The 26,600-nt window shown below is 65.8% G+C and carries 22 protein-coding genes and 1 tRNA gene; 20 read left to right on the plus strand and 3 right to left on the minus strand.

The genetic code is table 11. The features are described 5' to 3' along the window. The first annotated feature begins 10 nt into the window (after positions 1 to 10). The 6 genes from IVB23_RS25995 (at position 11) to IVB23_RS26020 (ending at position 6,732) form a co-directional block, all read left to right on the plus strand. Complete coding sequence (locus tag IVB23_RS25995; protein WP_061877466.1) at positions 11 to 490, plus strand: DUF992 domain-containing protein; 480 nt, start codon at positions 11 to 13, stop codon at positions 488 to 490. 154 nt (positions 491 to 644) lie between these two features. Then, positions 645 to 2,693, plus strand: coding sequence for an elongation factor G (locus IVB23_RS26000; RefSeq protein WP_247800499.1), 2,049 nt, complete (start codon positions 645 to 647; stop codon positions 2,691 to 2,693). A 332-nt stretch (positions 2,694 to 3,025) separates the two neighbouring features. Continuing rightward, positions 3,026 to 3,298 (plus strand): helix-turn-helix transcriptional regulator, encoded by a 273-nt coding sequence (locus IVB23_RS26005; RefSeq protein WP_124160417.1) that lies wholly within the window; start codon positions 3,026 to 3,028, stop codon positions 3,296 to 3,298. Between the two features lie 93 nt (positions 3,299 to 3,391). After that, positions 3,392 to 5,134, plus strand: a complete 1,743-nt coding sequence (locus tag IVB23_RS26010; protein ID WP_247800500.1) for a SulP family inorganic anion transporter — start codon at positions 3,392 to 3,394, stop codon at positions 5,132 to 5,134. A gap of 66 nt (positions 5,135 to 5,200) precedes the next feature. Next, complete coding sequence (locus tag IVB23_RS26015) at positions 5,201 to 6,040, plus strand: shikimate dehydrogenase (protein ID WP_247800501.1); 840 nt, start codon at positions 5,201 to 5,203, stop codon at positions 6,038 to 6,040. A 65-nt stretch (positions 6,041 to 6,105) separates the two neighbouring features. Continuing rightward, positions 6,106 to 6,732: a hypothetical protein gene (locus IVB23_RS26020; RefSeq protein WP_061877502.1), complete on the plus strand. Its 627-nt coding sequence runs from the start codon at positions 6,106 to 6,108 to the stop codon at positions 6,730 to 6,732. A gap of 261 nt (positions 6,733 to 6,993) precedes the next feature. Here the strand turns inward: IVB23_RS26020 and IVB23_RS26025 are convergent, their stop codons facing one another. After that, positions 6,994 to 8,130, minus strand: a complete 1,137-nt coding sequence (locus IVB23_RS26025) for an alpha-hydroxy acid oxidase (RefSeq protein WP_247800502.1) — start codon at positions 8,128 to 8,130, stop codon at positions 6,994 to 6,996. 114 nt (positions 8,131 to 8,244) lie between these two features. Here IVB23_RS26025 and IVB23_RS26030 point away from each other — a divergent pair, with 114 nt between their 5' ends. From IVB23_RS26030 to IVB23_RS26080, 11 genes are all read left to right on the plus strand, one after another. Next, positions 8,245 to 8,412: a hypothetical protein gene (locus IVB23_RS26030; protein ID WP_165935878.1), complete on the plus strand. Its 168-nt coding sequence runs from the start codon at positions 8,245 to 8,247 to the stop codon at positions 8,410 to 8,412. Between the two features lie 224 nt (positions 8,413 to 8,636). After that, entirely contained in the window at positions 8,637 to 9,980 is a 1,344-nt protein-coding gene (gene glmM / locus IVB23_RS26035) for a phosphoglucosamine mutase (protein ID WP_061877473.1), read from the plus strand. 156 nt (positions 9,981 to 10,136) lie between these two features. Beyond that, positions 10,137 to 11,387, plus strand: coding sequence for an MFS transporter (locus IVB23_RS26040; RefSeq protein ID WP_247800503.1), 1,251 nt, complete (start codon positions 10,137 to 10,139; stop codon positions 11,385 to 11,387). A gap of 227 nt (positions 11,388 to 11,614) precedes the next feature. Then, positions 11,615 to 12,445, plus strand: a complete 831-nt coding sequence (locus tag IVB23_RS26045) for an outer membrane beta-barrel protein (RefSeq protein ID WP_061877474.1) — start codon at positions 11,615 to 11,617, stop codon at positions 12,443 to 12,445. 167 nt (positions 12,446 to 12,612) lie between these two features. Next, a complete protein-coding gene (locus IVB23_RS26050) occupies positions 12,613 to 13,494 on the plus strand; it encodes an outer membrane beta-barrel protein (RefSeq protein WP_061877475.1) in 882 nt (293 codons plus the stop codon). A gap of 69 nt (positions 13,495 to 13,563) precedes the next feature. Continuing rightward, a complete protein-coding gene (locus tag IVB23_RS26055; protein ID WP_247800504.1) occupies positions 13,564 to 14,154 on the plus strand; it encodes a glutathione S-transferase family protein in 591 nt (196 codons plus the stop codon). An 18-nt stretch (positions 14,155 to 14,172) separates the two neighbouring features. Beyond that, complete coding sequence (locus tag IVB23_RS26060) at positions 14,173 to 14,637, plus strand: GNAT family N-acetyltransferase (RefSeq protein ID WP_061877477.1); 465 nt, start codon at positions 14,173 to 14,175, stop codon at positions 14,635 to 14,637. A gap of 173 nt (positions 14,638 to 14,810) precedes the next feature. Further along, positions 14,811 to 15,002 (plus strand): hypothetical protein, encoded by a 192-nt coding sequence (locus tag IVB23_RS26065; protein WP_247800505.1) that lies wholly within the window; start codon positions 14,811 to 14,813, stop codon positions 15,000 to 15,002. A gap of 79 nt (positions 15,003 to 15,081) precedes the next feature. Further along, positions 15,082 to 16,254: a phosphoserine transaminase gene (locus IVB23_RS26070; protein WP_197967552.1), complete on the plus strand. Its 1,173-nt coding sequence runs from the start codon at positions 15,082 to 15,084 to the stop codon at positions 16,252 to 16,254. 219 nt (positions 16,255 to 16,473) lie between these two features. Beyond that, a complete protein-coding gene (serA, locus tag IVB23_RS26075; RefSeq protein WP_247800506.1) occupies positions 16,474 to 18,063 on the plus strand; it encodes a phosphoglycerate dehydrogenase in 1,590 nt (529 codons plus the stop codon). Between the two features lie 303 nt (positions 18,064 to 18,366). Continuing rightward, complete coding sequence (locus IVB23_RS26080; protein WP_197967554.1) at positions 18,367 to 19,539, plus strand: acetyl-CoA C-acyltransferase; 1,173 nt, start codon at positions 18,367 to 18,369, stop codon at positions 19,537 to 19,539. Between the two features lie 66 nt (positions 19,540 to 19,605). On the opposite strand, the gene IVB23_RS26085 is transcribed toward IVB23_RS26080, so the two are convergent. After that, positions 19,606 to 20,586 carry a LysR family transcriptional regulator gene (locus IVB23_RS26085; protein ID WP_247800507.1) on the minus strand — a complete coding sequence of 327 codons (981 nt, stop codon included), beginning with the start codon at positions 20,584 to 20,586 and terminating at the stop codon, positions 19,606 to 19,608. A gap of 92 nt (positions 20,587 to 20,678) precedes the next feature. Here IVB23_RS26085 and IVB23_RS26090 point away from each other — a divergent pair, with 92 nt between their 5' ends. Then, the gene (locus IVB23_RS26090; RefSeq protein WP_247800508.1) at positions 20,679 to 21,239 is read left to right on the plus strand and encodes a nuclear transport factor 2 family protein; all 561 of its coding nucleotides are present in this window, start codon (positions 20,679 to 20,681) and stop codon (positions 21,237 to 21,239) included. A 5-nt stretch (positions 21,240 to 21,244) separates the two neighbouring features. On the opposite strand, the gene IVB23_RS26095 is transcribed toward IVB23_RS26090, so the two are convergent. Continuing rightward, positions 21,245 to 24,718: a PAS domain S-box protein gene (locus IVB23_RS26095; RefSeq protein WP_247800509.1), complete on the minus strand. Its 3,474-nt coding sequence runs from the start codon at positions 24,716 to 24,718 to the stop codon at positions 21,245 to 21,247. Positions 24,719 to 25,368: 650 nt separating this feature from the next. Between IVB23_RS26095 and IVB23_RS26100 the strand changes: the two genes are divergently transcribed. Both IVB23_RS26100 and IVB23_RS26105 read left to right on the plus strand, forming a co-directional pair. Beyond that, positions 25,369 to 25,803: a phasin gene (locus IVB23_RS26100; protein ID WP_061877483.1), complete on the plus strand. Its 435-nt coding sequence runs from the start codon at positions 25,369 to 25,371 to the stop codon at positions 25,801 to 25,803. Positions 25,804 to 26,105: 302 nt separating this feature from the next. Continuing rightward, positions 26,106 to 26,182, plus strand: a tRNA-His gene (locus IVB23_RS26105). Positions 26,183 to 26,600: the final 418 nt, after the last annotated feature.

A 26,600-nucleotide genomic window follows, 5' to 3' on the forward strand; every position in this document is an offset into this window, starting at 1 on the left:
GGAGACATTCATGCGCCGTTCATTCCTCCTCGCAGGGCTCACTGCCGCCAGCCTTCTTGCCACCGTCGCGAGCGGCAGCGCGCAGCAGCGGATGACGCGGGTCGGCGTGCTCGAGTGCCGCGGCGGCGCCAGTGTCGGCTTCATCGTGGGTTCGGTGACCCATCTCGGCTGCGTGCTGCGCGCCGACGGCTTGCCCGATGACCGCTATGTCGCGACCATCCGCAAGGTCGGCCTCGACATCGGCATTACCCAGGAGACGGCCCTGGCCTGGGGTGTGTTCGCACCGGTCGACCGGCTCGGCCCCGGCGACCTCTCCGGCAATTACGCGGGTGCGCAGGGCAGCGCCTCGGTCGGCGTCGGTCTCGGCGGCAACGTTCTGGTCGGCGGCTCCAACAACTCGATCGCGCTCCAGCCGCTCAGCGTGCAGGGCCAGGTCGGCCTCAACATCGCCGCCGGACTCGAAAGCCTGGAACTGCGTCCGGGGCGGTAACACTTTCGCGTGTGATCGCGCCGCGCGAAGCGGCGCGATTTTACTGACGACGCACCGCAGCGACTTTTGACGCTTGCCAAATCTCGGGGACGGGCAGAGCATCGGCGCTTGCCGACCCAATCATGGGCCGAGCTCCACACCAAGGAGGCGGCGAATGGGACAAGACGTCAGAAGTCCCCGAGGTCCACGGTGCATCGCGCTGGTGGGCCCTTTCCAAAGCGGTAAAACCACACTTTTAGACGCAATCCTGGCGCGAACGGGCGCGATCCCGCGTGCCGGCAGCGTCGATGCCGGAACCTCCGTCGGCGACGCCACGCCAGAGGCCCGTCAGCACAAGATGACCGTCGGGCTGACCGCCGCGACCACGAATTTCATGGGCGACAGCTACACCTTCCTCGATTGTCCCGGTTCCGTCGAGTTTGCCCACGACATGCGCGCCGCGTTGCCCGCGGTCGATGCCGCAATCGTGGTCTGTGAGGCCGACGAGAAGAAGCTGCCGCAGCTTCAGATCATCCTGCGCGAGCTGGAGGAGCTGAAGATCCCGCGTTTCCTGTTCCTGAACAAGATCGATCGCGCCAGCCAGCGCATCCGCGAGACGCTCGCCATGCTGCAGCCCGCCTCGCGCGTGCCGCTGGTGCTGCGCCAGATCCCGATCTGGAAGGACGAGTTGATCGAGGGCTTCGTCGATCTCGCGCTGGAACGCGCCTTCATCTATCGCGAGCACAAGGCGTCCGAGGTGATGGCGCTCGAAGGCGGCGATCTCGATCGCGAGAAGGAAGCCCGCTTCTCGATGCTGGAGAAGCTTGCCGATCACGACGATGCGCTGATGGAGCAACTTCTCGAGGACATCCAGCCGCCGCGCGATGCCGTGTTCGACGATCTCGCCCGCGAATTGCGCGAAGGCTTGATCTGCCCGGTGCTGCTGGGCTCGGCTGCGCGCGAAAACGGCGTGCTGCGCCTGATGAAGGCGCTGCGCCACGAGGCGCCCGGCATCGCGGAGACGGCGAAGCGTCTCGGCGTCCCCGAGTCCAAGGACGCGCTCGGCTACGTCTTCAAGACAGTGCATTCGCAGCACGGCGGCAAGCTGTCGCTGACACGCCTGCTTGCCGGCCATCTCGACGACGGAGCGACGCTGCAATCCGCCTCCGGGGGCCTGGGGCGCGTCTCCGGCGTCCTCGCCGTCAACGGCGCCTACGACACCAAGCGTGCCTCGGCCGAAGCCGGCGACACGGTGGCGCTCGCCAAGCTCGATGCGATCAAGACCGGCGATACGGCGTCGAACGGCAAGACGCCGCCCGCGGCCTTGATCACGATCGAGCCGACGCCGCCGGTGCTCGCGATCTCGATTGCCGCCGTCGATCGCAAGGACGACGTCAAGCTCGGCCAGGCGATGGCGCGGCTGCATGAGGAGGATCCGTCACTCGTCGTCGTGCAGAACGCCAAGACCCATGACACCGTGCTGTGGGGGCAGGGCGAGATGCACCTGCGCGTGGCGGGTGAGCGGCTGCGCGACCGCTTCGGCGTCAAGGTCACCTCGCATCCGCCGGGGATCGGCTACCAGGAGACCATCCGCAAGCCGATCACCCAGCGCGGGCGGCACAAGAAGCAGTCCGGCGGCCACGGTCAGTTCGGCGACGTCGTGCTCGACATCAGGCCGCTGCCGCGCGGCGACGGCTTCAGGTTCGGCGAGAAGGTCGTGGGCGGCGCGGTGCCGCGCAACTACATCCCGGCGGTGGAAGAAGGCGTCGTCGACGGATTGGCCCGCGGCCCGCTCGGCTTCCCCGTTACCGACGTGGAGGTGACGCTGACCGACGGCTCCTATCACAGCGTCGACTCCTCCGATCTCGCCTTCCGCACGGCCGCGCGGATCGGGCTCAACGAAGGCCTGCCGCAATGCCAGCCGGTCTTGCTGGAGCCGATCCACATGGTCGAGATCGTCTGCCCGACCGACGCCACAGCCAAGATCAACGCGATCCTGTCGGCGCGGCGCGGCCAGATTCTCGGCTTCGATACCCGCGAGGGCTGGAGCGGCTGGGACTGCGTCCGCGCCATGATGCCCGAAGCCGAAATCGGGGAACTGATCGTCGAGCTGCGCTCGGCCACCGCCGGCGCCGGCAGCTTCACCCGCCAGTTCGACCACATGGCCGAGGTCACCGGCCGCGCCGCCGACCAGATCATCGCCGCGCATCAGCACGCGGCGTGAATCTGCCGCTCGCGCGGTGACAGACGGACAGTAAGGGAGGCACCGCTCTCTCACGCCCTCTTCCCGTTCTTACGGGGCGAGGGCGGGTTGGGGCTGCCTCCGCGAGTTCGGCGTCTCATTCAGGCCGGCGCCCAAACCACCGTCATTGCGAGCGAAGCGAAGCAATCCAGGCTGTCTCTACGGAAATAGCCTGGATCGCTTCGTCGCAAGAGCTCCTCGCAATGACGGAGGAGACAGACGGGCAGCCACTTGCGCTCGCCGCGGGATGATGTATTTTATATCATTGTATATGCACTAGATATCATTTATGCGTTCTGGTAAGTGAGGCCAAGGTGATCACGTCATTCCAGATGCGGGCAGCCCGCGCGCTGCTCGGCATTGACCAGAAAACCTTGGCCGAGCTCGCCGGCGTTTCGCTGCCGACCATCCAGCGGATGGAGGCCAGCACCGGCAATGTTCGTGGCGTAGTCGAAACCCTGATCAAGGTGGTCGAGGCGTTCGACCGGGCCGGCGTCGAGCTGATCGGCGAGCAGGCCCGCAGCGACGGCGGCGGGCGTGGCGTTCGCCTGAAGGAGCCGGGGCAGCCGCGCCGCGTCGGAGCATGATCGCGCGTTGATCGTGCCCGGGATCAGGATGGGCTAGCGCATCGTCGCACCTCGGCAACGAAGGGGCGCACGGTGCTGTGGAGCATTGTGGGCATGAGCATCACGACCGACCAGGCAAGCCGGCTGCACCAGCTGCGTCAGCCGACCTTTGCCGAACTGTACTTGCCGAAACTCGTCACCGTCTGGCGCGAAGGCTACGGCATCGCGGATTTCCGTGCCGACGTCTTCGCCGGCCTGACGGTTGCGATCGTCGCGCTGCCACTGTCGATGGCGATCGCGATCGCCTCGGGCGTGACGCCGGACCGCGGTCTCTATACCGCCGTTGTCGGCGGCTTGATCGCCTCCCTGCTCGGCGGCAGCCGCTTCCAGATCGGCGGGCCTGCGGGCGCGTTCATCGTATTGGTCGCGGCGACCGCGGAGCGGCACGGCGTCGATGGCGTCATCCTCGCCACCATGATGGCGGGCCTGTTCCTGGTCGCTGCGGGCCTGTTGCGGGTCGGCACCTACATCAAGTTCATTCCCTATCCAGTGACGGTCGGCTTCACCGCCGGCATCGCCGTGATCATCTTCGCCAGCCAGCTCCGCGATCTCTCAGGCATCACGCTCGCAGGGAGGGAGCCCAGCGAGTTCGTGCCAAAGCTCGTCGCGCTCGCCGGCGGCCTCGACACCGTTAATCCGTCCGCCGTCGCAGTCGCCATCGTCAGCATCGCCATCATCGCCGGCTTGCGCCGCTGGCGGCCGTCTTGGCCCGGCATTCTGATCGCGGTCGTGTTTGCGGCGGTCGCCAGTAGCGTGCTGTCGCTCCCGGTCGAGACCATCGGCTCTCGCTTCGGCGGCATTCCGCGCGAGTTGCCCTCGCCGGCGCTGCCCGCGTTCTCGTTGGAGAAGGCCCGGGCCGTGCTGCCGGATGCGATCGCCTTCGCGCTGCTGGCCGCCATCGAATCGCTGCTGTCGGCGGTGGTCGCCGACGGCATGACCGGCCGCCGTCACCGCTCCAATTGCGAACTGGTGGCGCAAGGCGCGGCCAATATCGGCTCGGCGCTGTTCGGCGGCATCTGCGTCACCGGCCTGATCGCACGCACCGCCACCAACATCCGCGCCGGCGCGCACGGACCGATGGCGGGCATGCTGCACTCCGTGTTCCTGCTGCTGTTCATGCTGATCGCGGCGCCGCTGGCGAGCTACATTCCGCTGGCCGCGCTCGCCTCGGTGCTGGTCGTGGTGGCCTGGACCATGGCGGAGAAGCACGAATTCGCCACGCTCCTGCGTTCGTCATGGGGCGATGCCGTGGTGCTGCTCGCGACCTTCCTGCTCACGGTCTTCCGCGATCTCACCGAGGGCATCCTGGTCGGCTTCGCGCTCGGCGCGGTGCTGTTCATCCACCGCATGGCGGAGATGACCGGCATCGAGGAGCGCACGCCGCTGGTGGCGGCCGATCGCCCCGACGATGGCAATGGCGATCGCGTTCCCTACGATTCCGCCCTCGCGGTCGACCGCGACGTGCTGGTCTATCGCATCACCGGTGCGTTCTTCTTCGGCGCGGCCTCGGCGATCGGCGGCGTGCTCGATGGCATCGCCGACAAGCGCAAGGCCTTCGTGGTCGATTTCGCCGCGGTGCCGTTCCTGGATTCGACCGCGGCCAACGTGCTTGGCCGCGTCGCCGCCAAGGCGCACCGCCAGGGCATCAAGCTGTTCATCACGGGAGCCTCGCCCACGGTCCGCCGCGCGCTGCTCACCCATGGCGTGACGCCGCCGCGCGCGCGCTATCGCACGAGCCTCGAGCGCGCCATCGCCGACATCAAGAGCCGGGCCGCCGACGAGGCCGCTGCGAGCTGACGACGTACGCTTGACAGAGCGGGCGCGACGCGAAATGGATCGCCTCGGAAACGACCCGAGGGAAAGATGACCGCGCCAAGAACTCCCGCAGCCTGTCTGATCGGATGGCCGGCCGCGCATTCGCGCTCGCCGCTGATCCATCATTACTGGCTGCGCACGCTCGGCATTGCAGGCGGCTACGTCATCGAGGCGGTGCCTCCCGAGAATCTGCGCGATTTCGTGCTGCGGCTGTCGCTCCGCGGCTTCGTCGGGGCCAACGTTACCATCCCGCACAAGGAAGCCGTGCTGGCGCTGTCGACGCCTGACGCCCGCGCAAAGGCGGTCGGCGCCGCGAACACGCTGTGGTTTGCCGACGGCGAGCTGCGTTCGACCAACACCGATGTCGAAGGTTTCATCAACAATCTCGACGCCGGCGCGCCCGGCTGGGGCGCGGCCGAGCAGGCGCTGGTGCTGGGCGCCGGCGGCTCCTCGCGCGCGGTGGTGTTCGGCCTGCTGGAACGCGGCATCAGATGCGTGCATGTCGCCAACCGCACCGTCGAACGGGCCGAGGCGCTGGCAAGGCAGTTCGGGCCGAACGTGCGTCCGCTGTCCTGGGACGCGATCGGCGACGTGCTGCCGCGCGTGAAACTTCTCGTGAACACGACCTCGCTCGGCATGCATGGCCAGCCTCCGCTCGATGTTGACGTCGCGCGCCTGCCGCAGGCGGCGGTCGTCGCCGACCTCGTCTATGTTCCCCTGGTGACGCCGCTGCTGGCCGCAGCAACGGCGCGCGGCCTGAAGACCGCCGACGGGCTCGGCATGCTGCTGCATCAGGCGGTGCGCGGCTTCGAGCTGTGGTTCGGCCGCCGGCCCGAGGTCACGGCCGAGCTGCGCGCATTGGTCGAGGCCGATCTCACAAAGACTTGAGAGGGGCTCGGCGAATAGCACACCATCTCTGGAGTTCTACCGTCGTGGGGCAATCGGAGATCGTCATGCCTGTTCAACGTGCAACTTTCACACGTCCGCTGATCGCCGTCGCGATGGTGGCCGTCTCAACCTACTGCGCCTTTGCCCAGAGGGCGCCGGTGCCGACGCGCGTGCGCGGCACGATCGAGAGCGTCAATGGCGACACCATGCAGGTCAAGTCGCGCAGCGGTGAAGACGTCAAGCTTCATATCGCCTCCGACGTGAACGTCTCGGGGATCACCAGGATCTCACTCGCCGACATCAAGCCGGGTTCGTTCATCGGTGCGACCACCGTGCCGGGACCGGACGGCGGCCAGAACGCGGTCGAGGTTCACGTGTTTCCGGAGAGCATGCGCGGCACCGGCGAGGGCTCCCGGCCCTGGGACCTCAAGCCGAACTCCAGCATGACCAATGCGACCGTGGCCGAAAGCGTCGTCGGCAATGACGGTCACACGCTGCTGGTCAAGTACAAGGACGGCGAGAAGAAGGTGTTCGTCGCCGACAACACGCCGGTGGTGACCTTCGTGCCGAGCGACAAATCCGAGTTGAAGCCGGGTGCGAAGGTCATCGCCTTCATGAAGCAATTGCCCGACGGCTCGTTCGAGACCAACCGCGTCAGCGTCGGCCGCGACGGCCTGGCGCCGCCGATGTGAGGGGGGTGCACGCAGCTACCGCCACAAATTCCCTCGTCGTCCCGGACAAGCGCGCCCGAAGGCGCGCGCAGATCCGGGACCCATAACCCCAGGATGAAGTTGTCGCGCGAAGCAGTTCACTCCGAGCCCCCGTCACCACACCTGCCTGTGGCTATGGGTCCCGGATCTGCGCTCCGCTCCCGACAACGCTACGCGTCGCCAGAAGCTACGCTTGTCCGGGACGACAGCGGTGATTGAGGCGCGGCTTCCGCGCCTCGATGCTCACATCGCAATGATATGATCGTCGATCTCGTCGATCCGGTTGACGCCGCACAGGCCCATGGTCGTGAGCAGCTCCTTCTGGATGATGTCGATCGCCTTGGCGACGCCGGCCTGGCCGCCGGCACCGAGGCCATACGCATAGGCGCGGCCGATCATGCAGGATTTTGCACCCAGCGCGAGCGCGCGCATCACGTCCTGGCCGGAGCGGATGCCGCCGTCGAACATGATCTCCATCTTGTCACCGACGATGTCGACGATTTCGGGCAGGACCTCGATCGAGGACGGCGCGCCGTCGAGCTGGCGGCCGCCATGGTTGGAGACCACAATCGCCTGCGCACCGGTCTTTGCGGCGAGCTCGGCGTCCTCGACGTCGAGGATGCCCTTCAGGATCAGCTTGCCCGGCCAGATCGAGCGGATCCAGTCGATGTCGTTCCAGTTCAGCGAGGTGTCGAATTGCGAGCTGATCCAGGTCGATAGCGAGGTGATGTCGTCGCTGACCTTCAGATGACCGGCGAGATTGCCGAAGGTGCGGCGCTTGCCTTGCAGCACGCCGGAGACCCAGGCGGGCTTGCTGGCGAAGTCCAGCAGCTTCGACAGCGACCATTCCGGCGGCACCGTCATGCCGTTCTTGATGTCGGCATGGCGTTGGCCGATCACCTGCAGGTCGACGGTCAGCACCAATGCGCTGCACTTGGCCGCGATCGCGCGCTCGATCAACGCCTTGATGAAGCCGCGGTCCTTCATCACGTAGAGCTGGAACCAGAACGGCTTCTCGACATTGGCGGCGATGTCCTCGATCGAGCAGATCGACATGGTCGATTGCGTGAACGGGATGCCGGCGGCCTGTGCGGCGCGGCAGGCGTGGATCTCGCCGTCGCCGTGCTGCATGCCGAGAAGGCCGACGGGCGCGAGCATCAGCGGCATGGTCGCGGGCTCGCCCAGGATCGTGGTCGAGGTGTCGCGCTTGGAGACGTCGACCAGGATGCGCTGGCGGAATTTGATCGCCTGCATGTCCTCGCGGTTGGCGCGCAGCGTTTCCTCCGCATAGGAGCCGCGGTCGCAATAATCGAAGAACGCCTTCGGCACGCGGCGCTGATGCAGCGCGCGAAGATCATCGATACAGGTGATGTGCTTCATGTCTTTTCCCCGGCCCGTCTTGCTTGGAAGTCTTGCATCGGAAGATTTCGGGGTCATCTAGCATGGTTGGATGCATAGCCAAGTCGTTTGCAGGACGTTTTGCAGGAGGGCGCGATGACGAGGCCGCACGCTGGACCTTCGCCGGAAGAGATCAAGGAGAAGCACGATCTCGAGGAGGCGCTGGAAGAGGGATTGGAAGAAACGTTTCCGGGCTCGGATCCCGTCAATGTCACCCAGCCGGCGCCGAGCCGCGAGGACGGCCATGTGAAGCGCACCCGGTAGGGGCGGGTTCCGCCTCGGCACCGCGCTTCGGCCGGAAATATAGTGTTAACAAGATCTTACTGAGCCGGTACCGCGCCCGGTTCCGTAATGATTCATCATATTTCTTGAAGCCAAGTTAGCCGCGATAGCATTATAAGAACCCCAGCAAATCAGGGATGCGGGGCCCTTTCGGGCATCCCGTGGTTGTAGAGGGGATCCCCTGGTTGTTGCCTTTGGGGGACGATATGAGCCGCAAATATTTCGGGACGGACGGGATTCGGGGCCGCGCCAACGGACTGATCACGCCGGAGCTCGCGCTCAAGGTCGGCCAGGCCGCAGGCCTTGCGTTTCAGCGCGGTGACCACCGCCACAGGGTCGTGATCGGCAAGGACACCCGCCTGTCCGGCTACATGATCGAATACGCGATGGTCGCAGGCTTCACCTCGGTCGGCATGGACGTGCTGCTGGTCGGCCCGATGCCGACGCCGGCGGTCGCGATGCTGACCAAGTCGATGCGCGCCGATCTCGGCGTGATGATCTCGGCCTCGCACAATCTGTTCGAGGACAACGGCATCAAGCTGTTCGGCCCGCAGGGCTTCAAGCTTTCCGACGACGTCGAGAAGCAGATCGAGCAGCTGCTCGACGAATCTCTCGACAGGAGGCTGGCACAAAGTGCGAGCCTGGGCCGCGCCCGCCGCATCGACGGTGTGCACGACCGCTACATCGAATTCGCCAAGCGCACGCTGCCTCGCGATCTGTCGCTCGACGGCCTGCGCGTCGTGATCGATTGCGCCAACGGTGCCGCCTACAAGGTGGTGCCGGAGGCGCTGTGGGAGCTGGGCGCCGACGTCGTGCCGATCGGCGTCGAGCCCGACGGCTTCAACATCAACAAGGAATGCGGCTCGACCTCGCCGGAAGCGCTGTCGAAGAAGGTGCGCGAGATGCGCGCCGACATCGGCATCGCGTTGGACGGCGACGCCGATCGCGTCATCCTGGTCGACGAGCGCGGCCACATCGTCGACGGCGACCAGTTGCTCGCGGTGATCGCGCAGAGCTGGAAGGAGGACGGACGCCTGTCGCGCCCGGGCATCGTCGCCACCGTGATGTCCAATCTCGGCCTGGAGCGCTTCCTGAAAGGGCAGGGGCTCGATCTCGTGCGTACGCCGGTCGGCGATCGCTACGTGCTCGAGCAGATGCTGAACGGCGGCTACAATCTCGGCGGCGAGCAGTCCGGCCACATCATCCTCTCCGACTACGCCACCACCGGCGACGGTTTCGTGGCTGCCTTGCAGGTGCTGGCCGTGGTGCAGAAGCTGCGCCGGCCGGTCTCGGAGGTCTGCCACCGATTCGACCCGCTGCCGCAGATCCTCAAGAACGTCCGTCACAAGGGCGGCAAGCCGCTCGACGATTCCGACGTCAAGTCGGCGATCTCCGACGGAGAGATGCGCCTCAACGGCCACGGCCGTCTGCTGATCCGTTCTTCCGGCACCGAGCCCGTGATCCGCGTCATGGGCGAGGGCGAGGACCGCATCCTGGTCGAGGACGTCGTCGACACCATCGTCCTGGCGCTCGGCCAGGCCGCGGCTTGATGTTTTTCTTACCCTCCCCTGGAGGGCCCTCCAGGGGAGGGTAAGCGGCGGGAACACCCGCGCATCCCAGCCATCGACGATTGACGGTGGTTCGACCGCCGCTTGCGTCGTAACTAGCGGATGCGGCGGTTCGCCGCGCCCGCCGGGATCGCTCCATTGAACAAGCCTGTCGTCGTCTCCGAGGCAACGCTGACCGAGCCCGTCGTCGTCAGCGACGTGTCGCCCGCCGCCGCCAAGGCGGCAGGGCCGGCTTACGTCGTGCTCGCCGGCATCAGCGTCTCGCACTTCCTCAACGACACCATGCAGTCGCTGATCGCCTCGGTCTATCCGATCCTGAAGGACACCTATGCGCTCGACTTCGCGCAGATCGGCATGATCACGCTGGCCTTCCAGTTCACGGCCTCGCTGCTCCAGCCGGTGGTCGGGCACTACACCGACAAGAAGGCACAGCCCTATTCGCTGGCGATCGGCATGGCCTCGACCTTCTTCGGCCTGCTGCTGCTCAGCGCCGCGCACCAGTATCTCGTCATCCTCGTCGCTGCCGCCCTGGTCGGCCTCGGCTCGGCGGTGTTTCACCCCGAGTCGGCGCGCATCGCGCGGCTCGCGTCCGGCGGCCGCTACGGTTTTGCGCAGTCGGTGTTCCAGCTCGGCGGCAGTTTCGGCACCTCGATGGGACCGGTGCTCGCCGCGCTGATCGTGGTGCCGTTCGGTCAGGGCAGCATCGCCTGGTTCTCCTCGATCGCGTTCCTCGCGATCCTCATCCTCTGGCGCATCGGCAACTGGTATGCGCCGCAGATCAAGGCGAGGAAGTCGGCCACGGTTCAGGCCCATCCCGACGCGCCGAGCTCGCGCCGCGTCGCAGTGGCGCTGGCGGTGCTGGTCGGACTGCTGTTTTCGAAGCAGCTCTACGTCTCGAGCCTGTCGAGCTACTACATCTTCTACCTGATCGATCGTTTCGGCGTGTCGACGCAGGCAGCCCAGATCTATCTCTTCATCTTCCTCGCCGCGAACGCCGTGGGTGCGTTTCTCGGCGGCCCCCTGGGCGACCGCTTCGGCCGCAAGATCGTGATCTGGATCTCGATCCTGGGCGCGCTGCCGTTCACGCTGGCGCTGCCCTACGCCGGGCTCGTTGCCAGCGCCGTGCTCAGCGTCGTCATCGGCCTGATCATCTCCTCGACGACCTCGTCGATCATCGTGTTCGCGCAGGAGCTGGTGCCGCACCGCTTCGGCATGATCTCCGGCGTGTTCTTCGGCGTCGCGTTCGGCATCGGCGGTCTCGGGGCAGCCGTGCTGGGCAAGCTCGCCGACCATACTTCGATCGAGTTCGTCTACCAGGTCTGCGCCTGGCTGCCGGCGATCGGGCTGCTCGCGGTGTTCCTGCCCAAGCTGCCGCGGCACGCGCGTTAACGCATTACTATTCGCTGCATTGCAGCTTCATACATCGTTAGGAAATGCGGCCAGCCCCGCGCCGCATTTTTGCAACGCTGCCGCCGCATCGGCGTGTGGGTACAGAAAAAATCAACCTTAAAAATTAGGGTTAAGTGGCGCTTAAACATTTGCTGCCATCGTCCGGGTCGTGAGTTTCCAGAACGTGGGGCGCCCGTCTTTGCCTCACCGGCCAAAAGGACGAAGCAATGCGTAGCGTTAAGTCTTTCCTTGCCGCGGGTGCGGCAACCCTGATCTCGTCGATGGCGTTCGCCGCCGATATGCCGATCGCGGCGCCCCCTCCCATGTACGCGCCGCCCGCCCCGCCCGCCGATTTCGGCGGCTGGTATCTGCGCGGCGACATCGGCATGACCAACCAGCGCGCCAAGAGCATCGACGCCGCCTTGCCGGCCGGGTATCAGAAGACGACGGAGGGGTTCGGCTTCGACTCGTCGCCGCTGTTCGGTCTCGGCGTCGGCTATCGCTTCAACAACTGGTTCCGTGCAGACGTGATCGGCCAGTACCGCGGCAAGGCCACCCTGCATGGTGCCGATAACGTCATCGGGCCGGGCTTCGTCGGCTCCAACAACTACAGCGGCAGCAAGTCCGAGTGGGTCGTCATGGCCAACGCCTATGTCGACCTCGGCACCTGGTGGTGCATTACGCCGTTCATCGGCGCCGGTGTCGGCGGCTCCTACAACAAGATCAGCGGCTTCCGCGACGACGGCGTCTCGTACAGCCCGGGGCTCAACAACAGCGTTGCTTACTTCGCCGACAACGGAAAGTGGAACTTCGCCTGGGCCGCTCACGCCGGTCTCGCCTACAAGGTCAACCCCGGCTTCACGGTCGAACTGGCCTACAGCTACATGGACCTCGGCGACGCCGCGCCCGGCAACTACCGCCTGTTCGACAACAGTGCCTCCGGCCCGACCTCGATCAAGATCAAGGACATCACCTCGCACGACATCAAGCTCGGCGTGCGCTGGGATCTCAGCAGCCCGCCGGCCTACATGCCGCCGCCGCTCGTCACCAAGGGCTGATCGTCGGCCTCATCGCTTAACGTCTCTTAACGGCGCGGGATCATCCCGCGCCGTTTTGCTTTGCGTATTTTTCACGGCTCGCACTGACGAAATTGCCTACCGCAACCATTGGTTAAGGTTAACGAGCCATGATCACGGGCGAAAGTTAGTGTCGATGGAGCGTTGCGATGCGTGGGCTTTTGTTGGGGGCGGCGATGTTGGGGACGGTGTCTGCCGCGCACGCGGCCGACATGCCGGATCTGCCCGTCCTGCGCGGCGGCTACACCGAGGGCCTGTCGAAGACGACCCGCAATTGGGATGGCGTCTATATCGGCGGCAACGCCGGCTACACGACCGACGCGACCGATTTCAGCCAGAGCGTGGTCGGCCTGACCAACTACATCTTCCGCGACAGCGTCCTGCAGCAACCAACCGCGAACTGGTCGCTCCTGAACAAGGCCAACACGCAAGGCGTCAATTTCGGCGGCTTCATTGGCCGCAATTGGCAATGGTACGATGCCATTCTCGGTCTTGAAGGCACCTACAGCTACTTCGACACTCTCTACACGCAGACCAGCGGTTACAACTCGCTCGTTATCACCAACCCGCCCGGGGATAACCCGCCAGAGGGCACGACCAACAATTACAACGTGACCTTGATCGGCACCGCCGCGGCGAAGGTCAAGGACATGATTTCGCTCCGTGGCCGCGTAGGCTGGGATGGCGGCGATTTCATGCCGTACGCCTTCTTCGGCGCCGCGGTTGGCCGAATGGACGTCTCCCGCACGGTGACGAGCGACGTGACGCTCACGCAGGTCGTATCGACAACGATCGGCGGCGTTACGACGACCACGAGCAATACGTATGCTGTTCCGGTGCAGTCGCAGACTCAGAGCCAGCACAGGACCAACACTTTCGCTGTGGGTTGGACCGCGGGCCTCGGGCTCGAATATTGCATTTGGGACGGGTTGTTCGCGCGCGTGGAATACGAGTATGTGAGATTCTCGCCCGTCATGAACACGCAGGTCACGCTGAACAACGCGCGCGTCGGGCTCGGATACAAGTTCTGAGCCGTCCGCTTCCTGTTGACAGATTCCCTCTGTCCTGATGCTCTGTCGCCCGAAGGCGGGGCGGCAGCGATGAAGATCTATGGCGACGGCAATTCCGGAAACTGCCTGAAGGTGAAGTGGGTCTGCGACAAGCTCGCAGTGCCCTACCGGTGGATCGAGATCGACACGCGCAAGGGCGAGACGCGCACGCCGCAATTCCTCAGGATGAACGGCGCCGGCCAGGTGCCGACCATTGAATTCGACGACGGCCGCACGCTCGCACAGTCCAACGCCATCATCCGCTATCTCGCCCGCGACAGTACGCTCATTCCGCGCGACGCCTTTGCCGCGGCCAAGATGGACGAATGGCTGTTCTGGGAGCAGTACAGCCACGAGCCCTATATCGCGGTGTGCCGCTTCCTCCTGGTCTACCTGGGCAAGGACGCATCCGAGCTCGATCCCGAGAAGGTCAAGCGCGGCTATGCGGCGCTCGACCGCATGGAGCAGCATCTCTCCGGCAGCCGCTTCTTCGCCGGCGATGAGGTTTCGCTCGCCGACGTGTCGCTGCTCGCCTATACGCGCCTCGCGCATGAAGGCGGCTTCGATCTCGGCCGCCATGCGTCCGTCCGCCGCTGGATCGGCGAAGTCGAAGCGTTTCTCGGCCTTGCGCCGGCGCGCTGAGGTGCGGAGTTGTCTGACATGAATGCCGAAACCGTTTCCATCCGTCCCGCGCGCCGCGAGGACGTCGCCGCGATCGTGGCGATGCTCGCCGACGATCATCTCGGCCGCGCGCGCGAGCGCGTGGAGGATCCGTTGCCCGCGTCCTATTACGACGCATTCGCGCGGGTCGAGCGCGATCCGAATCTCACGCTCGTCGTTGCCGAGAGCGCGGGCAGGGTGGTCGGCTGCCTGCAACTCGCGATCCTGCCGGGCCTGAGTTCCCAAGGCGGCGTGCGCGGCCTGCTCGAGGACGTTCGCGTTGCTTCCGATTGTCGCAGCCGCGGCATCGGCGAGCAATTGGTGCAATGGGCGGTCGCGGAAGCGAAGGCGCGCAATTGCAATCTCGTCGAGCTGCTGACGCATCAGACCCGCGTCGACGCGCAGCGCTTCTACAAGCGGCTCGGATTTGCCGCGAGTCATGTGGGCATGACTGTCCGCTTTTGAGGCAGCTTCCCGCGAGCCTTGCACGATCAGCAAATTCGGATCGCGCATTCGTTCATCTTAATGGGCGGTAAACTACCCGTCCGTCGTTCACGTTGAATCGGGAACGAACAGTGCTACGGCAGCTTCTGGCACCGGGCTCGGTTGGTTCGGGGATTTCGATGACAAGCTATTCAATGATCAAGGTCGGCAACGATTACGTCGTGCAGGTCCATGACAAATGCATTTTGAAGGTCGGCAGCCGGCGCAGGGCCGCGCAATTGATCAGCGATGCCACGGACTTGCTGAATGCGCTCGCCGTCGTCCAATCCCCGGAGATCGCACCCGAGGCGCCATCACTCGCACGTGAGGCCCCGGAACTTCCTTGACTGGTCTTCCCGATTCCCGTATCAGCCGCGGCGGGACACCTCCCCCCAACGGGAGGCTTACTATCTGGAAGGGTAGATCATGACTGTAGCGAAGCCCGCTTCGCGGCCGACCGTGCCGCATTTCTCCTCCGGTCCCTGCGCCAAGCGCCCCGGCTGGAACGCCCAAAATCTCAAGGACGCAGCGCTCGGCCGCTCGCATCGCGCGAAGATCGGCAAGACCAAGCTCAAGCTCGCCATCGACCTGACGCGCGAAGTGCTCGAGGTCCCCGCCGATTACCGCATCGGAATCGTGCCGGCCTCCGATACCGGCGCGGTCGAGATGGCGCTGTGGTCGCTGCTCGGTGCGCGCCCCGTCACCACGCTCGCCTGGGAATCCTTCGGCGAGGGCTGGGTCAGCGACATCGTCAAGGAATTGAAGCTCAAGGACGTCACCAAGCTGAACGCGGCTTACGGTGAGATCCCCGATCTGTCGAAGGTCGATCCCAAGAGCGACGTCGTCTTCACCTGGAACGGCACCACCTCGGGCGTGCGCGTGCCTGATGCCAACTGGATCAGCGCAACCCGCGAAGGCCTAACCATTTGCGACGCGACGTCTGCCGCATTCGCGCAGGCTCTTGATTGGCCGAAGCTCGACGTCGTCACCTTCTCCTGGCAGAAGGCGCTCGGCGGCGAGGCCGCGCATGGCATGCTGATCCTGTCGCCCCGCGCGGTGGAGCGGCTCGAGACCTACAAGCCGGCCTGGCCGCTGCCGAAGATCTTCCGCATGACCAAGGGCGGCAAGATCAACGAGGGCATCTTCGTCGGCGAGACCATCAACACGCCCTCGATGCTCTGCGTCGAGGATTATCTCGATGCGCTGAACTGGGCCAAGTCGATCGGCGGCCTCAAGGCGCTGATCGCGCGTGCGGACGCCAACACCAAGGTGCTCGCCGACTGGAAGGCGAAGACGCCCTGGATCGACTTCCTCGCCAAGGACGCTTCGATCCGCTCCAACACCTCGGTGTGCCTCAAGTTCACCGATCCCGCGATCACGTCGCTGTCCGAGGACGCGCAAGCGGAGTTCTCGAAGAAGTTGGTGGCTCTCGTCGAGAAGGAAGGCGCGGGCTACGACTTCGCCTATTACCGCGACGCGCCGGCCGGCCTGCGCATCTGGTGCGGCGCCACCGTCGAAGCCAGGGACGTCGAGCTGCTGACGCAGTGGATCGACTGGGCTTTTGCCGAGACCAAGGCCGCTCTGCCCAAGGCAGCGTGATTGCTTTCTTCGCCTCTCCCCGTTCTTACGGGGAGAGGCCGGGTCGCGCAGCGATCCGGGTGAGGGACTCTCTCCACGAGCACCTCGCCTGTGGCTGCCCCTCACCCCAACCCTCTCCCCGTAAGAACGGGGAGAGGGAGAGCAAAGTGCTTCTGCGCAATTCCTCATTCCGGCCCTCGGGGCCGATCCTCCCTCAGGGACGGTGAAGGACACATCCCCATGACCAAACCCAAAGTTCTCATTTCCGACGCGCTCTCGCCCGCCGCCGTACAGATCTTTAGGGATCGCGGCATCGAGGTCGACTTCCAGCCGAACCTCGGCAAGGACAAGGACAAGCTGGCCGAGATCATCGGCAACTACGACGGCCTTGCGATCCGGTCGGCGACCAAGGCAACCGCCAAGATCCTCGAGAAGGCGGCGAAGCTGAAGGTGATCGGCCGCGCCGGCATCGGCGTCGACAATGTCGAGATCCCCGCCGCCACGGCCAAGGGCATCATCGTGATGAACACGCCGTTCGGCAATTCGATCACGACCGCCGAGCACGCCATCACCCTGATGCTGGCACTGGCCCGCGAGATCCCGCAGGCGGACGCCTCGACCCAGGCCGGCAAGTGGGAGAAGAACCGCTTCATGGGCGTCGAGATCACCGGCAAGGTGCTCGGTGTCGTCGGCTGCGGCAATATCGGCTCGATCGTCGCCGACCGCGCGCTCGGCCTGCGCATGAAGGTGGTCGCGTTCGATCCCTTCCTCTCGCCGGAGCGCGCCAAGGACATCGGTGTCGAGAAGGTCGAGCTTGACGACCTGCTGAAGCGCTCCGATTTCATCACGCTGCATACCCCGCTCACCGACAAGACCAGGAACATCATCGACGCGGCCGCGATCGCCAGGATGAAGAAGGGCGTGCGCCTGATCAACTGCGCCCGCGGCGGCCTCGTCGACGAGCAGGCGGTGGTCGATGCGCTCAACGCGAAGCAGATCGCGGGCGCCGCCTTCGACGTGTTCGTCGAGGAGCCCGCGACCAAGAACGTGCTGTTCGGACATCCCAACGTGATCTGCACGCCGCATCTCGGTGCGTCCACGACCGAAGCGCAGGAGAACGTCGCGCTCCAGGTCGCCGAGCAGATGTCGGATTACCTGCTCACCGGCGCAATCTCGAACGCCGTCAACTTCCCCTCGATCACGGCCGAAGAAGCGCCGAAGCTGAAGCCGTTCATCGCGCTTGCCGAGAAGCTCGGCTCCTTCGCCGGCCAGCTCACCGAGACCGGCATCCTCAAGGTCGAGATCACCTATGAGGGCCATGTCGCCGAGATGAAGATCAAGGCGATCACCTCCGCCGTGCTGTCCGGCATGCTGCGGCCGATGCTGGGCGAGGTCAATGTCGTCTCCGCACCCGTCGTCGCCAAGGAGCGCGGCATGGTGGTGGACGAGATCGTGCGCGCCGCCCAGAGCGACTATGAGAGCCTGATCACCGTCACCGTCGCGACCGAACGCCAGGAGCGCTCGGTCTCCGGCACCGTCTATCACGACGGCAAGCCGCGCCTCGTCGATGTCAAGGGCATCCGCGTCGATGCCGAGTTCGGCAAGTCGATGATCTACGTCACCAACGAGGACAAGCCGGGCTTCATCGGCAAGTTCGCAAGCCTGCTCGGCGACGCCAAGATCAACATCGCCACCTTCCATCTCGGCCGCGTCGCGCCCGGCAGCGATGCCATCGCGCTGGTCGAGGTCGACGGCGCGGTGCCGGCGGACCTGCTCGCCAAGGTGCAGGCCCTGCCGCAGGTCAAGCAGGCCAAGGCGCTGACGTTCTGAACTCTCACCGTCGTCATGGCCGGGCATAGCCGTCCAAAGGACGGCGTCGCTTCGCTCGCCTATGTCCCGGCCATCCACGCCTTCCCACGCATGACCAAGATCGTGGATGCCCGGGACAAGCCCGGGCATGACGTGTGGATAGAGTGACGCTCACATTGATATTCCGACCCGCGGAACAACGCCGCCTCCGTCACCGGGGGCGGCATTTTTATTTTCCCGCGATCTGCTGACTTTGTGTACCAATGGCGCCCAGAACGCCTCGTAACTACGTTCCGTTCAAATCGTTCGACAAGGGAGAAAACAATGCGTGAAGCCGTCATCGTTTCCTATGCGCGCACGGGCCTGGCAAAATCCGGCCGCGGCGGGTTCAACATCACCCCGCCGATGTCGCTGGCTGCCCACGCCATCCAGCACGCCGTCGATCGCGCCGGCGTCGAGAAGGATTATGTCGAGGACTGCTATCTCGGCAATTGCGCCCATGGCGCGCCGAACATCGGCCGCCAGGCCGCGCTGCTCGCCGGGCTGCCGAAGACCACCGCCGGCGTCTCGGTGAACCGCTTCTGTTCCTCGGGGCTTCAGACCATCGCGATGGCCGCCAACTCGATCCGCTCGGATGGCGCGGACTGCATCGTCGCTGGCGGCGTCGAGAGCATCTCGATTCCGGGCGGTGCCACGCCGAAGGAATCGGTCGATCCGGAGCTGCTCAAGGTCGCCCCCGACATCTTCATGGCCATGATCGACACCGCCGACATCGTCGCGGAGCGCTACAAGCTCAGCCGCGAATATCAGGACGAGTTCTCGCTGGAATCGCAGCGCCGCATGGCCTCGGCGCAGCAGGCCGGCAAGTTCAAGGACGAAATCGTCCCGATGAAGACGAAGATGAAGGTCGTCGACAAGCAGACCAAGGCCGAGAGCATCGTCGACTACGTCGTCGATCGCGACGAGTGCAATCGCCCTGACACCACGATGGAAGGATTGGCAAAACTCGAGCCGGTGAAGGGTCCCGGCAAGTTCGTCACCGCCGGCAATGCCAGCCAGCTCTCGGACGGCGCCGCCGCCGTGGTGCTGATGGAAGCCAAGGATGCGGAGAAGCGCGGGCTGAAGCCGCTCGGCCGCTTCGTCGCGTGGGCGACCGCCGGCTGCGAGCCCGACGAGATGGGCATCGGCCCGGTGTTCGCGATTCCGAAGCTCTTGAAGCGCACCGGCCTCAAGATCGACGACATCGATCTGTGGGAGCTCAACGAGGCCTTCGCCAGCCAGTGCCTGTATTGCCGCGACCAGCTCGGCATCGATCCCGCCAAGTACAACGTCAACGGCGGCTCGATCGCGATCGGCCATCCCTTCGGCATGACCGGCGCCCGTCTCACCGGCCACCTCTTGCAGGAAGGCGCCCGCCGCAAGGCGAAGTGGGGCGTGGTGACGATGTGCATCGGCGGCGGCCAGGGCGGCGCCGGCCTGTTCGAGATCTACAGCTGAGGCCAGCGACAGGAATGCGAAAGGGCACGGCGCCGCAAGCGCCGTGCCCTTTTTGTCATTCGGGCATCAGGAGGAGACGCGACGCCTGGGCGCTGTCGGCGTCGGCGGACCCAAGCAGCGCGCCACTGTCTCGAACAGCCAGGCGACACCGGCATCCGCCATCGCGGCTTGCGAGGCGACGACACGCACCGGGTCGGGCGTCCACGGAAACGGCACGGGACGTATCACCAGGTCGAATCGCGCGGCATGGCGTTCGACCAGATGGCGCGGCAGGGTCGCAATGAAATCGCTCTCGGCGAGCTGCGCCAGCGCCAACATGAAGTTGGGCACGGTCAGCGCCACGCGCCGGGAATGGCCCCGTTCGGCAAGCCTGACGTCGACGATCCCGAGCGCATCACCGGTCGCCGACACCAGCATGTGCCGTGCTGCCAGATAGGTCGCGAGCGTGACCTTGCGGGCCATCGTGTGGCCCTTGCGCATGGCGACGACGAAGTCCTCCTCGAACAGCAGCCGTTCGGCGTAACGTGACGGCAGCGGACCGACCGGCAGCACGGCGAGGTCGAGCCGGTGCGAATCAAGCTCGGAGAGCGTGTCCTGCCAGACCTGACTCGACGCCTTGCCATGACGTTGCGGCATCAGCTGCAGCAGCCGGATGTCGATCCCCGGGCCTTCCCGGACGAGGGTCTCGAGGAGAGACGCGAGAAACACCGCGGCCAACGCATCCGGTGTGCCGATCGTGAACGATCGCCTCGCCGTTCGCGCGTCAAAGGGCTCGGCGGCCGACACGATCGCATCGAGGCGCGACAGGAGTTCGGCGACGGGACCTGCAAGCGCGAGCGCACGCTCCGTCGGCTTCACGCCGCTCGGCGTCTTCAGGAACAACGGATCGTGGAAGATGCGCCGCAGCCGGGCCAATCCGTGGCTCACCGCCGAAGGCGTGAGCTTGAGCTTGTCCGCCGCGCGCGAGACCTGGCGCTCCTCCAGCACGGTGCTGAACACGACGAGGAGGCTGACGTCGATCCGGGCAAGCTGAGCAGGATTCAGCATGATCCTGAGATCTTATCACTGGCTTCATCACGGTCAAAGCGGCATGCAGCATCTTGTGCAACCGCATGAACCGTCAACACCGGAGCCCTCGGATGAAGAACGATCAAGATCTGCATCGCGCAGCCGCGCCCGCGGCGGTGTCCAGGCGTCACACGCTCGCAGGAATGGCATGCATGCCGCTCGTCGTCGCCGAGGCGGCCACGGCCGACGACGTCATCGCGAAACTGATCGACCATACCCAGCAGGCGAACGCGGCGCTGATGCGCGGCGACGCCGGCACCTACCGGCAGATGGTCTCCCTCACCGACGACTTCGTGCTGATGTCGCCGTTCGGCGGGGTGCCGTCAAAGGCCGCGGAGTACACGCCCGAAAGGTGGGAGCGGATGGGCCGGTTCTTCAGGAACGGCACGCACAGGCAGGAGGTCGTCCAGACCTACGGTTCGCAGGACATGGTCGTTCTGGCGCTGATCGAGCGGGACAGCGTCGAGGTCGGAGGGCTGCCGGCGCAGGAATGGGCCTTGCGCGTGACGCTCGTCTACCGGCGCGTGGGCACCGAGTGGCACCTGGCGCATCGTCATGCCGACCCGCTGGCCAACGGCATCAGCCTGCAGCAGGCGGCGGCGCTTGCGCGCGGTCTGCCCGCAAGCCAGTGAGCGCCTCACGCCCCCGCCAGCGCTGGTGCGAACACCACCTCGATCAGCGTGCCGTGGCCCGCGCTCTTGATGTTGAACCGCGCGCGGTTGGCTTCGACCAGCGCTTTGGTCAGCGACAGGCTCAGCGCCGAGCTGTCCGCGGCATCGCCGGGCGGCGGGGTGCGGAACGGCTCCATCGCGGCGGCGACCTCGCGCTCGGACAGGCCATGGCCGGTGTCGCGGATGCGCAAGGCAATCTCGCCGTGGTCGGTCAGCGCGGTCGAGACGATGACCTGGCCGCCGGCGCTGGCGAGCCGGATCGAGTTCGAGATCAGATTCATGGTGATCTGCCGCATCGCGCGCGCATCCACGTTCACCTGCGGCAGCGCATGGGCGAGCGAGGTACGGATGATGATGCGCTCGCGGTTGGCCTGCGGCTGCATCACCGCGACGCAGGCTTCGACGAGGTCGTTGAGGTTGAGGTTGTCGAAGGTGAGGTCGAGCTTGCCGGTCTCGATCCGCGACAGTTCGAGCAGGTCGTCGATGATGGCGATGACGCGCTCGCCGGAGGCGCGGATGTCCTTCATGTATTCGCCATAGCGCTCGTTGCCGAGCGCGCCGAAGCGTTCGGAGATCATCACCTCGGCAAAGCCGATGATGGCGTTGAGCGGCGTGCGGATCTCGTGGCTGATCCGCGCCAGCATGTCGGCCTTGGCATTGGCCGCGCCATCGACGAGGCGGCGGGCCAGCGTCAGCTCGCTCTCGCCCTTCTTGCTCTGCGAGAGGTCGCGGAACACGGCGAAGAAGTTCGGGCCGTCGGGCCGCGTGCGGCCCATGATCATCGCGAGCGGAATGACGCCGCCCTTCTTCTCGCGTCCCAGCACCTCGCGCCCGTGATCGAGCAGGCTGGCAATGTCCTGGCTCTTCAGGCTTTCGAGATAGTCGGCGACGATCTGCTGGCTTTCCGGCGCGAACAGCGTCGAGAGGTTCTGCTCGAGCAGCGCTTCGCCGTCATAACCGAACAGCGCCTCGGCGCTGCGGTTGCAGGCGTGGATGTTGCCCTCGGCATCGAACATGACGATGCCCTCGGCCGTGGTGTCGAGGATGGCGGCGAGATCCTCGGCCTCGGCTTCGCCGGCCGCGGACTCGGGTTCGTAGGTGTAGGACGCTGCGACGACGGATTCGGTGACGACGGATTCGGCAATCACGGTCTCTGCGATGACAGGCGCCGCGGCGACCGGTGTCGCCTGCGGCAGCGCGCAGATCAGAGCGTGCGCGCTCTCGCCGTCCCAGTCGATCGTGTGCAGATGCGCGTCGGTCGTCGCAAGCGGCGCTTCGCCGTTCGCGACCGTCGCGCTGATCGTGACGGGCGTGCCGCCTTGCGAGGTGCTGCTCGCCGACGACACGCCCGGCTCGACATAGAGCGCGTCGAGCCCGCCGGCATTCTCCAGCGCGCCGAGGCCGGCATAGCCCATGCGCGCGAGGAAGGCGGGATTGGCGTAGAGCAGGCGGTCGAGCCGGTAGATCAGGATTCCCGTCGGCAACAGATCGAGCAGCGTGCGGTCGCGCGCGCTGATGCCGCGCGCCGGGGCTGCGGGCTCGCTCAGCCATTCGGCCGCGGTGTGCGGCACCTCGGGCTCCGGCGCCGATGGCTCGGCCGCGATCTCCGCCGCCGGCTCGGCCGCGTCGGCCGCGATCGTCTCGCGATCGCGTTCGAGCCGCTCGGACAATTGCCGCGCGAGCTCGTTGAACGCGCTGTTCTCGACCGGCGTCAGCGTCGGCGGTCGCGTGTCGCCGGGCGGTCGGAACGGCACGACATTGGGGGGCGTTTCCACGGGCGTTTCCAGATCGGTTGGGTGTGAATTCGCATCGGCTGTGGCGGCTGCAGGTTCAGGCTCGGGTGTCGGCTCGGGCTCGGGCGGCTCGATCGGCGGAGGCGCTGCCGTCGCTTCCGGCTCGGCTGCGGGCTCTGTCTCGAGCTTGGCTTCGGGCTCAACCTCGGGCTCGGCGGCGTCAGCGGCGTGATCCTGCTGCGCCGGCGGCGCGGCGAGCAGCTCGAAGCGGCGGAGCGCCTCGAGCCGGTTGAGGCCGTCGAGATCGCGGCAGACGCCGAATCCCCTGAAGCCGGCAAAGTTACGCTCGTGGTCGTAGACCGGCAGGCCCGCGAGCTCGACCGGAAGACGTTCGCCGCCGTCGGCCGGCCAGTTCACGGTGATGCCGGCCCACGTATCGTGGCTCGCAAGCGCCTGCGCGACGCGCCCGTCCGGGTCGAGCGAGAATGTTTCGGCGATCTCGCGCCAGGGCCGGCCGAAGCCGGCGGCCGTGTGCGGGCCGATCAGGCGGATGAATTCATCGGAGAGAAGCACAAAGCGGCCCTCTGCATCCATCTGCCAGAGGAAGCGCAGCGGATGCTGACGCGGTGCGGGCGGCTCCTGCTGGCCCGAGGACTCCGACTCCGGCTCGACCATGCCTCGAGTGATCGGCACAACCTGCGGCGACACAATGGCCCCTGCCGGGTTTTCAACCGGAGTCTTGGACGTGGCTTCGGGCGTGGCTTCGGGCGCGGCGTCGGCCGCGGCGGGGACGATCGGCTCTTCAATGGTCCGGACCGGCGCGGCCTCCGGTGCCGCCCCGCAGCCGGGCTGCGCGGGCGTGTGCGCGATCGTCTCGCCTGGCGCAGCTGTTTCGGCCGGTTCGGTGACGGCGTCGAACAGCGCGAACGCGGACGGCGCCGCGTTCGACGCTGCCGCAGGCTCGACGGGGGTGACTTCGGGCGCGGGCGGAGCCGGCTGGCTCTGTGCGATATCGGGCGCCACCTCGGGCGCGGCCTCGCGCGCCGCCGCTGTCCGGGCGGCCGGCTCGATCAGCGCGACCAGGCCGACATCGGCCCCCGTGCCGACCCGTTGCAGCACCATCTGGCCGATGCCGATCGGCGTCGCGGCGCGGCCGGTTGCCAGCGCATCGCTGCGTGCCCGGTCGAGGCCGGCCTCGAAGAGATCGCGGAAGCCGAGCAGGGAGCGGGCGGCCTCGCTGGCGCCGACGAACAATCCGTCCGGCGCGAACGCGGCCATCGGCACCTTGGCGCCTGCGACCAGGCGAGACAGCCGCTCGACCAGCGGCATCGGACGCGACGTGGGATCCATGGCGGTGACCAGCAGGGCATGGCCGCCATCGGCGAAGTCGAGCCGCGCGCAGGCGCAGGTCATCAGCGTGCCGAGCCGGGCGCCGAAGCCGCGCAGCCGTTCGAGCCGCACCGTGCCGTTCGCCGGCAATTGGCCCGCGAGCCGGGCGACCTGGCGGCGATGGCTGTCCGCCGGGCCGAACACCTTGTCGGAGAGGCCGGCGCTGGTCGCCGCGCCGAACAGGCTCGCGCCGACCGGGTTGGCCCACAGCACGCGCGAGCCGTCGACCGACCACAGCCAGGTGGCCAGCGGCGAGGTCGCATGCACGGCCAGCCGCGGATCGCCCACACCTCGCAACTGGAAATCCGAACGCTTCATGAGGCCGGCTGTCGCTCACGCATCAGGTGGCGGCTGCCGGAATGGCAGCCTTAAGAAAGAGTTATCGCCCGAGAGGCGCGGGCAGGTCCACGGCCGCAAGCCCGGAAGGGCGCCCCAAGCGGCGATAACCTTAATGGTGCCAACCCCGCAAGCCGCAGCGCCGCTGCATCCAAGGGATTCGAAGAGCAGCGGGTCAGGCCGGCCTGACGAGTGAGATTCGCTGAGAGCCCCGACGAAGGTGCGCTCCCTCCCACGCTTGCGGGGGAGGGTTGGGGAGGGTGTCTCGACAGCGAAGACTCCCCCAGAGAAAAGAGCCCTCACCCGGATCGCTTGTGCGATCCGCCTCTCCCGCAAGCAAGCGGAAGAGGTGAAGAGCCACCTGCCCAACACACCCGACTACCTCAACCCACGGTTCCCCTGACCGGGAACCTCGCCCTAACCTAGATTAAATTTCGCGGCGCACCGTCGTGACGCATTGCGATGCACAATGTTGACATGATAGGCAATTACAGTGCTGGGCGCTGGGCGAGCCATCTCATTCGTTTCGCGTTTCCAGACTTTCGTACCCGCTGAATGCGAGGGCCCGCGATCGGGGCCGGCGGGCGCGCCAGAAGGCTCACTCGATTTTTTCATTAGCGTGAGGGACAACCATGACAGGTGCGACTGATCCGTTTTCTGCCTCGATCATCCCGTTCGAGGTTCCCGAGCAGATGCGTGCGTTCGCCGAGAAGGGCGTGTCGCAGGCCCGTGAGAACTACGCCAAGTTCAAGGACGCCGCCGAGACCCACAACGGCACCGTCGAGGCCGTCTTCACCTGCGCCTCCAAGGGCGCGAGCGAGTACACCGCCAAGCTGGTCGAGTTCATGAAGGCCAATTCGAGCGCCCAGCTCGACTTCGCCCAGCAGCTGTTCGGCGCCAAGTCGCCGACCGAAGCGATGGAGCTGTGGACCGGCCACGCCCGCAAGCAGCTGGAGACCTTCCAGGCCCAGGCCAAGGAGCTGGTCGAGCTCAGCCAGCGCGTCGCCAATGAGACCGCCGAGCCGATCAAGGCCAGCGCCTCGAAGTACTATCCGTCCGCCGCCTGAGCGATCGGACTGGCATTGACGACGAAACCCGGGCCTGGCGCCCGGGTTTTTTCTTTGGAAATAGCGCTGCGGGCGAATTCGCCTGGGGTTCAATCGACGCTCGCCAAGACCTCCGACCACCTCTCCCAAAGGGAGAGGTGAAGAACGGAGCCGATCAACCTCATTTTCTTGCGCCGGAGACGGGCAAATATCGGGTTTTGCGGCCTTGCCAAAAACGCCTGTTGCACCTAGTTTCCGCCCCGTCCAGCCCCCTCGGTGATCGGCCCTTATCAAGGGCGCCCGAAGCGGCGGCTCGCCAGGATGCAGTTGTAGCTCAGTTGGTTAGAGCGCCTGTCTGTGGAACAGGAGGTCGGTGGTTCGAGCCCACCCAACTGTACCAGCTTCTCATTGGTAAGCCGGCCAACCGAGAATCTTGGCTCTTTCTTTGACTTAGCTCGAAGGAAGATTTGAATTCCTTGGCTCTACCGCCAGGTTCGAACCCGTTCTGCTGCATCGGGGGGAGCATGAGAACAGTCATGGCGATAGGCTTCGCGCTGGCTGTATCTGGAAGATTAAGCGCGCTTTTGCCGCCTCGGAATTGCAGCAACAGTGAGCGGCAGCAGGGACCATCGCCCGCATCATTCCGATCTTTTCGTCATCAGTTTTCAAAGCGTAAGACCCTGGCATCGCCGGCTACGATGACAGTGCACGAACCCCGGGGCAGGAGCCCTCAGTTCCTCGGAAATCCTGCTTGAAGCCACTGGCCCATATGCTTAAATGCCACTTGGCTGCACTCTTCAGGCACTTGGCACAGCGCT

Source organism: Bradyrhizobium sp. 191 (genome assembly GCF_023100985.1).
Taxonomy (GTDB): Bacteria; Pseudomonadota; Alphaproteobacteria; order Rhizobiales; family Xanthobacteraceae; genus Bradyrhizobium; species Bradyrhizobium diversitatis.

Excerpts from the sequence above, each read along its gene's own strand:
- IVB23_RS26090 (WP_247800508.1), top strand. The coding sequence starts at position 20,679 with ATGAAGAACGATCAAGATCTGCATCGCGCAGCCGCGCCCGCGGCGGTG.
- glmM (WP_061877473.1), top strand. The coding sequence starts at position 8,637 with ATGAGCCGCAAATATTTCGGGACGGACGGGATTCGGGGCCGCGCCAAC.
- IVB23_RS26095 (WP_247800509.1), bottom strand. The coding sequence starts at position 24,718 with ATGAAGCGTTCGGATTTCCAGTTGCGAGGTGTGGGCGATCCGCGGCTG.
- IVB23_RS26020 (WP_061877502.1), top strand. The coding sequence starts at position 6,106 with ATGCCTGTTCAACGTGCAACTTTCACACGTCCGCTGATCGCCGTCGCG.
- IVB23_RS26065 (WP_247800505.1), top strand. The coding sequence starts at position 14,811 with ATGATCAAGGTCGGCAACGATTACGTCGTGCAGGTCCATGACAAATGC.
- IVB23_RS26000 (WP_247800499.1), top strand. The coding sequence starts at position 645 with ATGGGACAAGACGTCAGAAGTCCCCGAGGTCCACGGTGCATCGCGCTG.
- IVB23_RS26080 (WP_197967554.1), top strand. The coding sequence starts at position 18,367 with ATGCGTGAAGCCGTCATCGTTTCCTATGCGCGCACGGGCCTGGCAAAA.
- IVB23_RS26100 (WP_061877483.1), top strand. The coding sequence starts at position 25,369 with ATGACAGGTGCGACTGATCCGTTTTCTGCCTCGATCATCCCGTTCGAG.
- IVB23_RS25995 (WP_061877466.1), top strand. The coding sequence starts at position 11 with ATGCGCCGTTCATTCCTCCTCGCAGGGCTCACTGCCGCCAGCCTTCTT.
- IVB23_RS26045 (WP_061877474.1), top strand. The coding sequence starts at position 11,615 with ATGCGTAGCGTTAAGTCTTTCCTTGCCGCGGGTGCGGCAACCCTGATC.
- IVB23_RS26050 (WP_061877475.1), top strand. The coding sequence starts at position 12,613 with ATGCGTGGGCTTTTGTTGGGGGCGGCGATGTTGGGGACGGTGTCTGCC.
- IVB23_RS26070 (WP_197967552.1), top strand. The coding sequence starts at position 15,082 with ATGACTGTAGCGAAGCCCGCTTCGCGGCCGACCGTGCCGCATTTCTCC.
- IVB23_RS26015 (WP_247800501.1), top strand. The coding sequence starts at position 5,201 with ATGACCGCGCCAAGAACTCCCGCAGCCTGTCTGATCGGATGGCCGGCC.
- IVB23_RS26010 (WP_247800500.1), top strand. The coding sequence starts at position 3,392 with ATGAGCATCACGACCGACCAGGCAAGCCGGCTGCACCAGCTGCGTCAG.
- IVB23_RS26060 (WP_061877477.1), top strand. The coding sequence starts at position 14,173 with ATGAATGCCGAAACCGTTTCCATCCGTCCCGCGCGCCGCGAGGACGTC.
- IVB23_RS26030 (WP_165935878.1), top strand. The coding sequence starts at position 8,245 with ATGACGAGGCCGCACGCTGGACCTTCGCCGGAAGAGATCAAGGAGAAG.
- serA (WP_247800506.1), top strand. The coding sequence starts at position 16,474 with ATGACCAAACCCAAAGTTCTCATTTCCGACGCGCTCTCGCCCGCCGCC.
- IVB23_RS26025 (WP_247800502.1), bottom strand. The coding sequence starts at position 8,130 with ATGAAGCACATCACCTGTATCGATGATCTTCGCGCGCTGCATCAGCGC.
- IVB23_RS26085 (WP_247800507.1), bottom strand. The coding sequence starts at position 20,586 with ATGCTGAATCCTGCTCAGCTTGCCCGGATCGACGTCAGCCTCCTCGTC.
- IVB23_RS26055 (WP_247800504.1), top strand. The coding sequence starts at position 13,564 with ATGAAGATCTATGGCGACGGCAATTCCGGAAACTGCCTGAAGGTGAAG.